12 protein-coding genes are annotated in these 13599 nt (G+C 65.4%); 4 read left to right on the top strand and 8 right to left on the bottom strand.

Going from position 1 to position 13599, the window contains the following annotated elements; all coding sequences use genetic code 11:
* Nucleotides 1–336: 336 nt before the first annotated feature.
* The 5 genes from efeO (QZ497_RS16235) to ampC all read right to left on the bottom strand — a co-directional run bounded on the left by efeO (QZ497_RS16235) (nt 337) and on the right by ampC (nt 6032).
* Nucleotides 337–1161 carry an iron uptake system protein EfeO gene (gene efeO, locus QZ497_RS16235; RefSeq protein ID WP_295476769.1) on the bottom strand — a complete coding sequence of 275 codons (825 nt, stop codon included), beginning with the start codon at nt 1159–1161 and terminating at the stop codon, nt 337–339.
* 20 nt (nt 1162–1181) lie between these two features.
* Complete coding sequence (gene efeB / locus QZ497_RS16240; protein WP_295476771.1) at nt 1182–2492, bottom strand: iron uptake transporter deferrochelatase/peroxidase subunit; 1311 nt, start codon at nt 2490–2492, stop codon at nt 1182–1184.
* Between the two features lie 22 nt (nt 2493–2514).
* Nucleotides 2515–3711, bottom strand: a complete 1197-nt coding sequence (efeO, locus tag QZ497_RS16245; protein ID WP_295476774.1) for an iron uptake system protein EfeO — start codon at nt 3709–3711, stop codon at nt 2515–2517.
* A 16-nt stretch (nt 3712–3727) separates the two neighbouring features.
* A complete protein-coding gene (gene efeU, locus QZ497_RS16250) occupies nt 3728–4570 on the bottom strand; it encodes an iron uptake transporter permease EfeU (protein WP_295476776.1) in 843 nt (280 codons plus the stop codon).
* 232 nt (nt 4571–4802) lie between these two features.
* Entirely contained in the window at nt 4803–6032 is a 1230-nt protein-coding gene (ampC, locus tag QZ497_RS16255) for a class C beta-lactamase (protein WP_295476778.1), read from the bottom strand.
* 179 nt (nt 6033–6211) lie between these two features.
* Between ampC and QZ497_RS16260 the strand changes: the two genes are divergently transcribed.
* Nucleotides 6212–7654: a SulP family inorganic anion transporter gene (locus tag QZ497_RS16260; RefSeq protein WP_295476977.1), complete on the top strand. Its 1443-nt coding sequence runs from the start codon at nt 6212–6214 to the stop codon at nt 7652–7654.
* Between the two features lie 16 nt (nt 7655–7670).
* A complete protein-coding gene (gene zapE, locus QZ497_RS16265; RefSeq protein WP_295476780.1) occupies nt 7671–8798 on the top strand; it encodes a cell division protein ZapE in 1128 nt (375 codons plus the stop codon).
* Between the two features lie 195 nt (nt 8799–8993).
* On the opposite strand, the gene rarD is transcribed toward zapE, so the two are convergent.
* Complete coding sequence (gene rarD, locus QZ497_RS16270) at nt 8994–9878, bottom strand: EamA family transporter RarD (protein WP_295476782.1); 885 nt, start codon at nt 9876–9878, stop codon at nt 8994–8996.
* Between the two features lie 284 nt (nt 9879–10162).
* Between rarD and QZ497_RS16275 the strand changes: the two genes are divergently transcribed.
* Together QZ497_RS16275 and QZ497_RS16280 are read left to right on the top strand one after the other, a co-directional pair.
* Complete coding sequence (locus QZ497_RS16275) at nt 10163–10813, top strand: DUF4214 domain-containing protein (RefSeq protein WP_295476784.1); 651 nt, start codon at nt 10163–10165, stop codon at nt 10811–10813.
* Between the two features lie 132 nt (nt 10814–10945).
* A complete protein-coding gene (locus QZ497_RS16280) occupies nt 10946–12103 on the top strand; it encodes an MFS transporter (RefSeq protein ID WP_295476786.1) in 1158 nt (385 codons plus the stop codon).
* A gap of 18 nt (nt 12104–12121) precedes the next feature.
* On the opposite strand, the gene QZ497_RS16285 is transcribed toward QZ497_RS16280, so the two are convergent.
* Together QZ497_RS16285 and QZ497_RS16290 are read right to left on the bottom strand one after the other, a co-directional pair.
* Nucleotides 12122–12958: a PhzF family phenazine biosynthesis protein gene (locus QZ497_RS16285; RefSeq protein WP_295476788.1), complete on the bottom strand. Its 837-nt coding sequence runs from the start codon at nt 12956–12958 to the stop codon at nt 12122–12124.
* A gap of 81 nt (nt 12959–13039) precedes the next feature.
* A complete protein-coding gene (locus QZ497_RS16290) occupies nt 13040–13519 on the bottom strand; it encodes a multidrug/biocide efflux PACE transporter (RefSeq protein WP_295476790.1) in 480 nt (159 codons plus the stop codon).
* Nucleotides 13520–13599 lie beyond the last annotated feature (80 nt).

Consider the following 13599-nt stretch of genomic DNA (forward strand, 5'->3'; position numbering starts at 1 on the left):
GACCGTGCGTAAACCGTCTGTGCCTTGCAGGTAGGCTTTGACGGCGGTGAGCCTGAATGGCTCTGTGTACTTACTCATAACACCCCCCAAGGGTTGGATTAATCTCCAACTTCTTGGGGGCAGTTCATTTTGTGGGAGCGAGCTTGCTCGCGAAAAGCGGGCAAAGTCGCTGAATTTGCTGTGAACGTGACGCCGCCTTCGCGAGCAAGCTCGCTCCCACGGGCTAACTGACCAGTATTGGCTTTAGCCGCGAAAGCGCGAGGAAATTCACCGCATCTGCTGTGAAAAGGTGGTCGCTTCGCGGCTGAAGCCGCTCCTGCATGGCTCCGCCCTGGATCAGTTCAGGCCCAGCTTGCCACGCAGGGTGGAAAGATCTTCGGCCAGGGTGTTGACCGGGCCGACCAGCGCCTTGCGGTCGTTTTCCTTGACCTTGTCATAGGTCATGAAGCCGCCGTCCGGGGTCTTGTACTTGGCGAGGATCTTGTCCACGGCGGCGAAGTTCTTGTCCACCTTGCCGGCAAACGCCGGGTCCTGCTTCTCGTACTGCGGGCGGAACAGGTCGACGATCTTCTTCGCGCCGTCCACGTTGCCCTGGAAGTCATACAGGTCGGTATGGCTGTAGCGGTCCTCCTCGCCGGAGACCTTGGTGGCGGCCACCTCTTCGAGCAGCACTGCCGCGCCGCCCACCACTTTCTCGGGCGGGAAGGTCAGGTCGGCGACGCGCTTTTGCAGGTCTTGCACGTCGCTCATCAGTTTGTCGGCGATGACATCCTGGCCCTTGGCGGTGTTCTTTTCGAACAGCGCGTACTCCAGGCGATGGAAGCCGGTGAAGTCTTCGGCCTCGACACCTTGCTCGTGGTCATCGACGCGTGAGTCGATGGACGCATCCAGGTCGCTGAACAGCTCGGCGATCGGCTCGATGCGCTCGTAGTAGACCCGGGTAGGGGCATAGAGCTTCTTGGCGGTGGCCAGATCGCCTGCCTTCACCGCATCGGTGAACTGCCGGGTGTGGCTGACCAGCTCATCGATGTTTTCCGTGACATAGATCTTGTAGTCCGAGACCGGACCCACCAGGTCCAGTGGCGCGGGGGCGGCCTGTGCGGCCAGGGGGGCGCCCAGGGCAGCCAGGGTGAACAGCAGGGCGAGCGGGGTCTTGTGCATGTCGGCGCTTCCGTTTCGGTTCAGGCGGTTTCGGGGGCCGGGGCGGCGGCCAGCAGCGAGCGACCGATGAAGTCCTCGTCGTTGGTCACCCCCGGCAGGGTAAAGAAGTAACCGCCGCCGACCGGCTTGAGGTATTCCTCGAGCGGCTCGCCGTTGAGGCGGTTCTGTACGGTGATGAAGCCTTTCTCCAGGTCGGCCTGGTAGCAGATGAACAACAGGCCCATGTCCAGCTGGCCGTTCTTGTTCACGCCGTTGGAGTAATTGAACGGCCGGCGCAGGATCAGGTTCTGGCGGCTGCCCGGGGTGCGCGGGTTGGCCAGGCGGATGTGCGAATCCAGGCGGATCTTCTTGCCCTGCGGGTCGGCGGCGTAGTTCGGCTCGTCGCTTTCCACCTTGCCGTCCAGCGGTGCGCCGCTGTGCTTGGCACGGCCGAAGATCGACTCCTGCTCCTGCAGCGGAGTGCGGTCCCAGCGCTCGACGAAGTTGCGAATGATGCGCACCGCCTGGTAGCTGCCATGCGCGGCCCAGGCGGGCTCGTCGCTGCCGGGCTGGACCCAGACCAGCTCGTCCATCACCTGGCGGTCGTTGGAGTCCGGGTTGGCCGAGCCATCACGAAAGCCCAGGAAGTTACGTGCGCTCTCGGCGGGCTGTCCCGGCTTCTTCGGCGCTTGCGGCGGCACGCTGCCTTCCTGCTTCCAGCGCACCAGCAACAGATCGGGCAGGTTCTTCACGATGTCGCGCAGGGCGTGGATGTTGGTGTCCGGGGTATTGGCGCAGAACTGGATGCTCAGGTCGCCGTGGCAGCTGGCAGCCTCCAGGGCGTCATTGGGAAAGCCGACCATGCGGCTCAGGCGCTTGGGCTTGACCGGGGCCAGGCCGAAGCGCTCGTCGAACAGCGAGTCACCTACCGAGACGGTGATGGTCAGGTTGTCCGGAGTCACCACCGGGCCGAGGATGCCGGAGTCCAGCGGTGGCAGCTTGGGATCGATGTCCTGCACCGGGCCGCCCTTCATCAGAAATGCGATGCGCTCGTTGAGGGTGCGGAACAAGCGCTCCAGGTCCTCGCGGTCGGTGGCCAGGACGTCGAAGGCCACCAGCATGCCAGCAGCCGGGCGGGGGTTGACGATGCCGCTCTGGTGCACGCCATGGAACGGCTGGCTGTCCTGGGTGCGGTCGCTGTCCGGGGCTTCGGTGACCTGCGCGGGGCGGGCCGCCATGGCCGGGCTCGCCAGACCGCTGCCGGCCAGGGCGGCACCGGCGGCGCCGAGGCCCATCAGCACGCGACGGCGCTGGGGCGATTCAAGGGCAGGGGACGCGTCTGGGGTCTTCATCTGGGTGGGGTACTCCAAGGTATTACAGGCTCGACAGGCCCAGTGCCGGGTCAATGGCCTGCAGGGCTTCGGCGAGGGTCCTGGCCTGGGTGGCGATCTGTTGGCGCGTGCCGGCGTCGACCTGGTCGTAAGGCGGGTAGCCGCTGTCGGTCGTCAGGCTGTCGAAGGTGGTGTCCAGGCTGGCGGCAGCGGCGTCCAGGCGTTGCAGCAGCTCGGCGTGGTTGCGCGACAGCAGCGGGCGCAGTACGTCGATAACCTTGCGCGCACCCTCCAGGTTGGCGGCGAAGCCGTTCAGGTCGCTGTGGCTGTAGCGTTCTTCCTCGCCTCGGCTGCGGTTCTCGGCCAGGCTCAGCAGGTTGCGCACCACGATGCCGGTCAACTGATCGGGGGCGATGCTCTGCGCCAGCAGCTCCTGCTTGAGCCGGGTGACGTCGGCAGCCAGTTTGTCCGCCACCGGCGCCAGGCCCTGCACGCTGGCTTGCTTGAACAAGGCGTACTCGATACGGTGGAAGCCTCCGAAGCCCGGGTCTTGCTCGCGTTTCTCGAAGTAGTCGGCGCGGGCGTTGATGGCGTTGTCCAGTTCCGCCAGGCGCTGCGCCGCCGGGGCGATGCGCTGATAGGCCGCGCGGGCCGGCAGGTAGGCGCGGCGTGCGGCGTCCAGGCCGCCGGCTGCGATGGCCTGCTGCAGGGCCGCTGTCGCCTTGATCAATGCCGTACCTTGCTGGCTGAGGTACACGCGGTACTCCGACAGCGGACCGATGAACGCGGTCAGCGTCGGTCGTGCCCTGGCCTGGGCTTCGGACTCCGCAGTCGGGGTCACGTGCAGGGTGCCGCGCGGGTTGCTCAGCAGCCCGCAGGTGATGGTGTAGTCGCCGGGGCGCAGGTTGGCGTTGATCACCTGGCTCATGCCAGGGGCGATGTTCTCGCGTTCTTCGATCACCAGCACACCGTCGAGGATCTCCCACTCCACGGCGCGCTCGGACTGGTTGACGATGCGGAAGCTGTGCTTGCCGGCGGCCACGCTCAACGCATTCGGCTCGCAACTGCGCGGGTGGATGTTCACCACGGTTTCGTTGCCAGCGTTGGCCGCGCGCTTGTCGGCGGCCACCCGGGCGGCGTAGTAGAACAGCCCGCCGGCGGCGAACATCAGCACCACCGAGCCGGCCACGGCCAGGCGCAGGGCGCGTGGAGACCAGGCTCCTGTTGAGGGGTTGGACATGGGGGCCTCTTGAAACCTAGGGGTGGGTGGCGGTCGGGCGGGTGCCCTGCCGAACGGGGCGGTGCGGCAGGAAGAACAGCACCAGTGCCACCACCAGGTAGATCAGCCAGGCACCGAGGGTGCTGACCGTCGGCGCGTCCTGATAACCGAACATGCCGGCCAGGACCGCACCGGTGGGGCCGTCCATCGGCAGCGTGGCGCTGATGTCGAAGACCACGTCCTGCAGGTGGTTCCACAGGCCGGCTTCGTGCAGGGCCTGCACCGAGTTGGCGAGGATGCCGGCGGCCACCACCAGGATGAACAGGCCGGTCCAGCGGAAGAACTGCCCCAGGTTCAGGCGCAGGCTGCCGCGGTACAGGGCCACACCCACGGCCACCGAGACCAGGAGGCCGAGCAGGGCGCCCAGCGGTGCGCCAGCGCCGGTGCTCTGCTGGAACACCGCGAGGAGGAAGAACACGGTTTCCAGGCCTTCACGGGCGACGGCGAAGAACACCATGGCGATCAGCGCCCAGGTCTGGTTGCGTGAGCCGGACAGGGCGCTGTCCAGCGACTGGTGCAATTCGCGCTTGATCGAGCGGGCGACCTTGCGCATCCAGAACACCATCGAGCTGAGAATGCCCACCGCCGCCAGGCCCACCAGGCCTTCGAACAGCTCCTGCTCCTTCTGCGGGAACTCGGCGCTGACCAGCTCCAGGCCGCCACCGACGAACAGCGCCAGGGCCGCCGCGAGGAACACGCCAACCCACACCGCTGGCATCCAGGCGCCGCGGCCGGTCTGTTTCAGATAGGAAGCAATGATGCCGACGATGAGCGCGGCTTCGATGCCTTCACGCAGCATGATCAGGAAGGGAACGAGCATTTTTCACCAGGAATGACGACGGGCGGGTGAAGTGTTTCAACCTGTTGCGGCTGTAACAATGCGCAACATAATGATAGTCATTCCCGAATGGGGATAGTTGTTTTTCGCAAAACCGGCGATTTCCGCCAGGCTGTTCAGTTCAGGTTCAGCTCATCGGCAAGCCTTGGCGACATGCGGCGCCAAGGCTTGCCCAGGGGCTGGCGGATCAGCGCCGGGCCGCAGCCCAAGGCGCTCAGCGATTGAACGACGGGTCTACGGCCTTGAGGATGCGGTAGGCCAGGCGTACCCGGTCGGCATTCGGGTAATTGCGGTTGGCGAGGATCACCACGCCCAGCTGGCGGTCCGGGATGAACGCCACATAACCACCAAAGCCATTGGTCGAACCGGTCTTGTTGATCCAGGTACCGGCGGCGGGCGCCCGCGGCGGTTGCAGTTCGCGCACCGACTGGGTCTTGAGCACCATTTCGCCGGCATTGCCGGCCAGCAGATCGTCGAGCCTGATCGGTGCCGGGTAGCTTTCCCAGGCCAGCGCCTGGGTCGCCGGGCCGAAGCTGAAGTAGCCCGTGTGGGTGGCCTGCAGGGCGCGCTGCAGTGGGGTTTGCGCCTGGCTGGCGCGGATGTTCGCTTCAAGGAAGCGAATTAGGTCGCGGCTGCTGGACTTCAGGCCATAGGCTTGGTCGGCGAGCACGCCGGGGTTGACCCGTACCGGGGCGTTCTGGCGGTCGTAGCCTTGTGCGTAGAGCCCCTGTTGCGCTTGCGGCACCTTGAGGAAGGTCGCCGTCAGGCCCAGGGCCGGCAGCAGGCCCTGCTGCATTGCCTGGTCGAAGGGCTGGCCCAGGGCGTGGGCGCTGATCACGCCCAGCAGGCCGATGCTCGGGTTGGCGTAGTTGCGGTGCGTCCCTGGCAGGTACTGCGGTTGCCAGTTCCGGAAGTAGTCCATCATTTGCCGCTCGTCCTGCACCGCGTCCGGCATCTGCAGGGGGAAGCCACCGGCGGTGTGGGTCGCCAGGTGCAGGACCGGTATCTTGCCCAGGCGGCTGCCTTCCAGGGCTGGGAGGGCATAGCCGATGTCGTCCTGCAGGCGCAGCTTGCCCTGTTCCTGGGCCCAGGTGGCCAGGGTGGCGGTGAAGGTCTTGCTGATCGAGCCCAGCTCGAAGAGGGTGTCGTTGCTCACCGGCTGCCGGCTGGTCTTGTCGGCTACGCCAAAGCTGTAGAAGCGTTCGGTGCCGTGGTCGGTGACGGCGATGGCCATGCCGGCAATGCCTTGCTTGCGCATGACCTCGCGGGCGGCGTTCTGGATCACACGGTCTTGCTGGGTACGTTGGACCCGTGCATGGTCGATGGCGGCGCGGTCGCGGCCGATGGGGGAAGCTGCCGGGGCAGCGGGGGCGTCCAGGCTCCATGCCGGAGTGGCGGCCAGGCTGGTGCAGGCGGCCAGGGCCAGGTAAATCGTCCTGTGCATTGCGGTTCCTCTGTAGGGGTCGAAACCCTTCAAAACTAAGTGGTGCGGTGCAGCACTCAGCAGACATTCGTCTACCAAGACCCGCCTATGATGGACCATTGTTACTGCGTGTGTCTGTTCGCATCCGGCGCCTTTGCGTAACATGCCAGCCTTTTACCCGCCTCAAGGCCCGTGTTTTGATCAAATCCCGCCACCTCCGCGCCGACGTCCTGGCCGGCCTGACCACTGCTTTCGCCCTGGTGCCCGAGTGCATCGCCTTCGCCCTGGTGGCGCACCTCAACCCGCTGATGGGACTGTATGGCGCGTTCATGATCTGCACCCTGACCGCCCTGTTCGGCGGCCGTCCGGGCATGGTGTCCGGCGCCGCCGGTTCCATGGCGGTGGTGATCGTCGCCCTGGTGGTCGAGCACGGCGTGCAGTACCTGCTGGCCACGGTGCTGCTCAGTGGGCTGCTGATGGTGCTGTTCGGTGTGCTGCGCCTGGGCAAGCTGGTGCGCCTGGTGCCGTACCCGGTGATGCTGGGCTTCGTCAACGGCCTGGCCATCGTCATCGCCATGGCTCAGCTGGAGCACTTCCAGCACGACGGCGCCTGGCTTGGCGGCACGCCGCTGTACATCATGCTCGGCCTGGTGGCGCTGACCATGGCCATCGTCTATCTTCTGCCGCGTCTGACCCGCGCCGCACCGCCGGCGCTGGTGGCGATCCTCGGCGTCGGGCTGGCGGTGTACCTGCTGGACCTGCCGACCCGCACCCTGGGCGACATGGCGCACATCGCCGGTGGCCTGCCGAGCTTCAGTTGGCCGCAAGTGCCGTGGAATCTGCACACCCTGTACATCGTCGCGCCCTACGCGCTGGTGATGGCCATGGTCGGGCTGCTGGAGACGCTGCTGACCCTCAACCTCACCGACGAGATCACCGAGAGCCGTGGCTACCCGGACCGCGAGTGCGTGGCCTTGGGCGCGGCCAACATGGTCTCTGGTGTATTCGGCGGCATGGGTGGCTGCGCGATGATCGGCCAGACGGTGATCAACCTCAGTTCCGGTGGCCGTGGCCGGTTGTCCGGCGTGGTGGCCGGGCTGATGGTGCTGATGTTCGTGCTGTTTCTCTCGCCGCTGATCGAGCGTATTCCGCTGGCGGCACTGGTCGGGGTGATGTTCGTGGTGGCCCAGCAGACCTTTGCCTGGGCTTCGCTGCGTATTCTGCGCAAGGTGCCGACCAGCGACATGCTGGCCATCGTCGCGGTAACCGTGGTGACTGTGCTTACCGACCTGGCCATGGCGGTGCTCTTCGGGGTCATAGTCGCGGCCCTGGATTTCGCCTGGAAGCATGCCCGCGAGCTGTACACCGATGCCCACGAGGCCGCCGATGGCAGCAAGGTCTACCAGGTGCGCGGCACGCTGTTCTTCGCCTCCACCACGCGTTTTCTCGAACAGTTCGACCCGCAGGCTGACCCGGCCCTGGTCGTGCTGGACTGCCAGCACCTGAGTTTCGTCGACTATTCGGCCATCGCCGCGCTCAAGACCCTGCGCGAGCGCTACGAGAAGGCTGGCAAGCACCTGCGTGTGGTGCACCTTTCCGAGCGCTGCCGCAGCCTGCTCAGGCGAGTCGGCGTCCAGCATTAGAACAAGGAGCGTAAACATGCCCGGTCTGTCGCCTTTACAAGCCTACGAACATGCCTTGGAGCGGGGCTTTCTGCCCGACGCTTCGCAACGCGAGGCGGCCGAGCAGTTGCAGGCCTGCTGGCAGGCGTTGGCGGCGGGCAAGGCCCGGCCCCGCGGCATTTACCTGTGGGGGCCGGTGGGGCGGGGCAAAACCTGGCTGATGGACCGTTTCCATGAAAGCCTGCAGGTGCCAAGCCTGCAGGTGCCGTCGCGGCGCCAGCACTTTCATCACTTCATGCGCTGGGTGCACAAGCGCATGTTCGAACTGACCGGCACGGCCCAGCCGCTGGCGAGCATTGCCCGGGAACTGGCCGGCGACGTTCGGGTGCTGTGCTTCGATGAGTTCTTTGTCACCGACATCGGCGACGCGGTGATTCTTGGCGGTCTGTTGCAGACCCTGTTCGAAGAAGGCGTGGTGCTGGTCTGTACCTCGAACATTCCGCCGCCGGAGCTGTACAGCCATGGCCACAACCGTGAGCGATTCATGCCGGCCATCGCCGCCATCGAACGGCATATGCAAGTGGTGCGGGTCGATGGTGGCGAAGACCATCGCCTGCACCCCGGCCAGCTGTTGCAACGCTACTGGGTGCGCGAGGCCGGCCAGCCCAGCGCCCTGGGCGAGGTGTTCCAGGCGCTGACCACCGGGCAGGTCGTCCACGACACCCAGGTGATGCTGGGGTATCGCAGCGTCAATGTGGTGCAGCATACCGACAACGTGATCTGGTGCCGCTACCGCGACCTGTGCGAACAGCCGCTGGCAGCCATGGATTTCATCGCCCTGTGCGACCGCTTCGCGGTGGTGATGCTCAGCGAAGTGCCCCTGCTCAGCGCTGCACAGCGCGAAGCGAAGATCGCCAGGGGCACCGAAGATGGTGCCGAGCAGGTCAAGGCCGGCGACCGCGAGCTGCCGCAGCTGTCACCCAAGGACGACGGCGTGCGACGTTTCATCGCCCTGGTGGATGAATGCTACGACCGACGCGTGCCCCTTTACGTCGAAGCCCTGGTGCCCATGGAGCAGTTGTACACCGAGGGCTACCTGGGCTTCGCCTTCCAGCGCACCCTCAGCCGCCTGCAGGAAATGCAGCTGCAGCGCTTCACCGAATGAGCGGCAATAGCGTCAGGCAGGTAACGGCTTCAGCCGCGAAGCGGCCTTAAGGCCAATACTGTTCGATTAAGCGCCTTGCGGCTTTGTGGGGAGCTTGCTCGCGAAAAGCGGGCAAAGTCGCTGAATTTGCTGTGAACGTGACGCCGCCTTCGCGAGCAAGCGCGCTCCCACGGTCTGAACTGAACTGTATTGACTTCAAAGCGCATTGCGCCGTCGTTGAGCCAACAGGTGGCGGGCGCCTTCGAGGATCAGCACCAGCACCGCCAGCCAGATCGGGATATAGGTCAGCCATTCATCCGGACCGATGCTCTCGCCCAGCAGCAGCGCCACCCCAACCAGCAGCACGGGCTCCACATAGCTGAGCAGCCCGAACAGGCTGAACGGCAGGAGCCGGCTGGCCAGCAGGTAACTGACCAGCGCCGAGGCGCTGATCACCCCGAGCAGAGGAATCAGCAGGTACAGGCGCGGGGTTTCCTGGGCAGCGGCGGGGTTGCCACTGAGGATGAACCACACGCCTACCGGCAGCATGAACAGCATGTCGAACCACAGGCCGCCGAGGTTATCGGTCTTGAGCTTACGGCGCAGCACGAAATACACCGGGTAACCGGCCGCGACCACCAGCGTTTCCCAGGAAAAGCTGCCCAGGCGCCAGACCTCGTGGGCGACACCGAAACTGGCGAAGGCGGCGGCGATCTTCTGCAGGTGCGAGAGATGTTCGCCATACACCACGCGGCCGGTGAGGATCATGGTCAAGGGCAGCAGGAAATAGCCCAGCGAGACTTCCAGGCTGCGACCGTGCAACGGCGCCCACATGAACAGCAGCAGTTGGATGCCCATCAGCAGCGACGACAGCATGATGCCCATCACCAGGGCCGGCTGTTGCAGCAGGCGTGCGGCCATGGCCCGTACCAGCGGCCAGTCGCCGCTGGCCATCATGAACAGGGTCACGCAAGGCACGGTCAGCAGCATGCGCCAGCCGAAGATTTCCTCGCCGCTGAGCGGGGTCATCAGGGAGGTGTAGTAGTACATGACCCCGAACAAGCAGGAAGCCAGTACCGAGAGCGCGATGCCTTTCTGCACGGAAGACTCTTGATATGGGTGAAGTAGAAGAAGGTCCCTGCACCGGAATGGGGCGGGGCGGCTATTCTAGGGGCTGTGCATGATTCAGAACAGCCGTGTCATCGAAATTGCAACAGATCATCAGCCCACGCCTGTCCAGAAGCGTCCTGCGAATACTTCTCCCCGCATTTTAGAAGGGGTTTTACCGACGAGTTTGTTACCAATCTTTAAGCTTGGTTTAAGCCATGGACCGTACCTTCCTCGCCATCACATTGATGTTCAATCTGGGAAGAGGGATGGCAGGCATGGCAGAAGTCGATCTGAAGCGTTTCGATATCGTCAATGGGCAGGTCCAGGGTGTGTACGAATGGGACGACGGCGTCTGGGAGGTCGATGCCATCGAGGCGGACGAGCGCTATACGGTGTCGGGCTCCGACGTCGTGCATGAAGAGCGTGACGATGGCTGGGTGGAAACTACCCTGTATCGCGACACAGACGGCTCCGGCACCTACAGGGAAATCTCGGTATCGCACAGCCGTGAGGGCGCAGGCGTTTCAGGCACGAGTGATGCCGCATTGGCCCGGCTGTACATGGCGGTCTTCGATCGCAGCCCCGACCTTGGCGGTTTCCGCTACTGGGAGCAGCAGGCCGACCGCGGCATGGGCGTGAGCGATATCGCTGCCAGTTTCATCAACGGCAACGAGTTCCAGCAGTCCTACGGGGCGCTGGACGACTCGGCGTTCGTCGATCGTCTGTACCTGAACGTGCTTGACCGCCCGGCGGACAGCGGTGGCAAGGACTGGTGGATGAGCATGCTGCAGGGCCAGAGCATGAACCGCCAGGAAGTGGTGGTGGCGTTCTCCGAATCGGCCGAATTCGTTGCGCTGAGCGACCCTGCCGTGACGCAGTTCCTGCAACTGGTCGGGCAGCCTGTGAACAGCGACGCACCGTTCTGACCGCTCCTGCCTGCGTATCGGATCGGGCGGGCCGTTTAAAAGGCGCGGCATTCGTGCCTGGCCGGGACTTTCCGGGCCGGAGCCTGTCTCAGAGTTGCACCGTCCGACTACCGTCATGCACAAGGAGCCGCCATGACCGCGCTTGAAACCCCAGCTGTTCACACCGGCAGCACGCCGCGCCAGGAACAGATGGCTACCCGCCTGGCATTTTTCATCGCCGGTTTCTGTATGGCTGCCTGGGCACCTTTGGTGCCTTATGCCAAGGCTCGGGTAGGGCTGGAGGACGGCATGCTGGGCCTGCTGCTGCTGTGCCTGGGCATCGGCTCGATCACTGCCATGCCGCTCGCCGGTGCCTTGGCCGCTCGCTGGGGCTGCCGGCGCCTGCTGGTGGGCGGCAGTGTCCTGATCTGCCTGTGCCTGCCGTTGCTGGCGACCCTGGAAAGTCTGCCGCTGCTGGTGGCGACGCTGTTCGTGTTCGGCGTGGGCATGGGCGCGGTGGATTGCACTGCCAATGTCCAGGCGGTGATCGTCGAGCGGGCCAGCGGCAAGACCATGATGTCGGGCTTCCATGGCCTGTTCAGCCTGGGCGGTATCGTCGGTGCCGCTGGCGTCAGTGCCTTGCTGGCCCTGGGGGCTTCGCCGCTGCTGGCGATTCTGGTAGTGGTGGCGGTCACCCTGGCGACCATGCTCAAGGCCATGCCGCATTTGCTGCCTTATGGCAGCGCCGCCGAGGGGCCGGCGTTCGCCATTCCCCATGGTGTGGTGCTGTTCATCGGCCTGTTGTGCTTTACGGTGTTTCTCGCCGAAGGCGCGATGCTGGACTGGAGCGCGGTGTTTCTCACCTCCGTGCGGGGCATGGAGACCGCCTACGCCGGGCTGGGCTATGCGGTGTTCGCGGTGACCATGACCTTCGGCCGGCTGTTCGGCGACGCCATCGTGCGCCGCGTCGGCCCCCACCGCATCATCATCCTTGGCGGCCTGCTGGCGGCCAGCGGCCTCTGCGTGGCCACACTGGTGCCGGCCTGGGAAGCTGCGTTGCTGGGCTATGCCCTGGTGGGCGCGGGGTGCTCGAACATCGTGCCGGTGTGCTACAGCGCGGTGGGTCGGCAGCAGAGCATGCCGGAAAGCGTGGCGATCCCGGCGGTCACCACCCTGGGCTACGCCGGCATCCTGATGGGGCCGGCGGCCATTGGTTTCGTCGCGCACATCAGCAGCCTGGGCGTGGCGTTTCTGGTGGTGGCGGCGATGCTGCTGGGGGTGGCGGCCAGCGGCAGCCGGCTCAACCCGTAGGCGCGGCTGAAGCCGCTGCTACAGATAGCGCGCCATCCCCGACACACGGATCGAGCTGCCTGGCTGGGCACTGATTTCCGCACGCAGCCGCGACGGGCTGCCCATGTCTTCGCCCTGCAGAATGTCGATCACCCCACCGTGCGGCCAGCCGATGTCACGCAGGTAGCCGGCCAGTGCGGCAGTCGCCGCGCCGGTCGCCGGGTCTTCGTAGACACCGCCGAAGGCGAAGGGGTTGCGGGTGTGGAAGAACTGCTCGGTCTCGGCATACACCAGCACGATGGTCGCCCAGCCCTCGCGGACCATCAGCTCGCGACCGGCGGCCTGGTCGTAGTGCATGGCCTTGAGCGCCGCACGGCTGTTCAACGCCAGCACCAGATGCCCGGCGCCGCCGTTGATCGCGGCAGGCGGGATACGCGGGTCGAGTTGCTCATGGCCATAGCCGAACAGCTGCAAGGCTTCCTGCAGCAGCGCGTCGCTGACCGGCTGGCTGTGCGTCGGCGGCGATTGCAGGGCGGCCGAGACCAGCTTGCCCTGGGCGTGGCCTTCGACGGTGATGCGCGCCTGGTTGAGTTGCAGGTCGAAGATGCCGTCGCCTTCACGGGCCGCCAGCGCTGCGCCCAAGGCGATGGTGGCGTGGCCACAGAACGGCACTTCGGCCAAGGGTGAGAAATAGCGCACGCGAAAGCTGCCATCGGCCTGTTGCGCGGCGAACGCGGTTTCGGAAAAGCCCACCTCGGCGGCGATGCGTTGCATGCTGGCGTCGTCCGGCAAGGTTGCGCCGATCCACACCCCCGCCGGGTTGCCGCCCTGGTCGCCGTCGCTGAAGGCGGCCAGCTTGAGTATCTCGGTCATCATCACTGCTCCCTGTTGTCAGGCGCCCAGTGTGCCTCAAGGCGAGGCGCCCGAAACCATACAGAAGGGCGGTTTTGCGACCATTCAGTGTCGGCAGTGCGCCACCGGCTGGCGGGTCAGCAGGCGTTCGCGCAGCAGGTCGTAGGTCCAGTTGAACGCCAGGGTGTAGGGCAGGAAGAACAGCAGCACGCCGATATCCAGCCAGAAGGCCTGGACCAGGCTGATCGACAGCCACCAGGCGGCCAGCGGGACGACGATCACCACCAGCCCGCCCTCGAAGGCGATCGCATGCAGGGCGCGGGTGGTGAAGGTCAGGGCGAACCGGCGGCGCGCCCGCAGGCGGTCGAACGCGGCGTTGAACAGCATGTTCCACAGCATGGCAGCGGTGGAGATCATCACCGTCAGCGCACCCATGCTGCCCAGCGAGCGGTCCATCACCCAGGCCAGCACTGGCGCGCAGATCAGCACGCCGATGGCTTCGAACAGCAAGGCATGCAGAATCCGCTCGCGCAGGGTCTTGGCGGGCACGGCCGGAGTGGAGGAGTGGGGCTGTGCAGCGTTCATGGCAGAGGCTCCGAAGTCGGAAAAGCCTGCATTCTCATCGGTCATCCGAGTAAAGTGAAAATACTTACCATCGGTAAAAC

This window comes from uncultured Pseudomonas sp., from assembly GCF_913777995.1.
GTDB lineage: Bacteria > Pseudomonadota > Gammaproteobacteria > Pseudomonadales > Pseudomonadaceae > Aquipseudomonas.

What these genes read in the sequence shown, in the direction of transcription:
- efeO (WP_295476769.1), bottom strand. Translation starts at nt 1,161, where the DNA reads ATGCACAAGACCCCGCTCGCCCTGCTGTTCACCCTGGCTGCCCTGGGC.
- efeB (WP_295476771.1), bottom strand. Translation starts at nt 2,492, where the DNA reads ATGAAGACCCCAGACGCGTCCCCTGCCCTTGAATCGCCCCAGCGCCGT.
- efeO (WP_295476774.1), bottom strand. Translation starts at nt 3,711, where the DNA reads ATGTCCAACCCCTCAACAGGAGCCTGGTCTCCACGCGCCCTGCGCCTG.
- efeU (WP_295476776.1), bottom strand. Translation starts at nt 4,570, where the DNA reads ATGCTCGTTCCCTTCCTGATCATGCTGCGTGAAGGCATCGAAGCCGCG.
- ampC (WP_295476778.1), bottom strand. Translation starts at nt 6,032, where the DNA reads ATGCACAGGACGATTTACCTGGCCCTGGCCGCCTGCACCAGCCTGGCC.
- zapE (WP_295476780.1), top strand. Translation starts at nt 7,671, where the DNA reads ATGCCCGGTCTGTCGCCTTTACAAGCCTACGAACATGCCTTGGAGCGG.
- QZ497_RS16275 (WP_295476784.1), top strand. Translation starts at nt 10,163, where the DNA reads ATGGCAGAAGTCGATCTGAAGCGTTTCGATATCGTCAATGGGCAGGTC.
- QZ497_RS16280 (WP_295476786.1), top strand. Translation starts at nt 10,946, where the DNA reads ATGACCGCGCTTGAAACCCCAGCTGTTCACACCGGCAGCACGCCGCGC.
- QZ497_RS16285 (WP_295476788.1), bottom strand. Translation starts at nt 12,958, where the DNA reads ATGATGACCGAGATACTCAAGCTGGCCGCCTTCAGCGACGGCGACCAG.
- QZ497_RS16290 (WP_295476790.1), bottom strand. Translation starts at nt 13,519, where the DNA reads ATGAACGCTGCACAGCCCCACTCCTCCACTCCGGCCGTGCCCGCCAAG.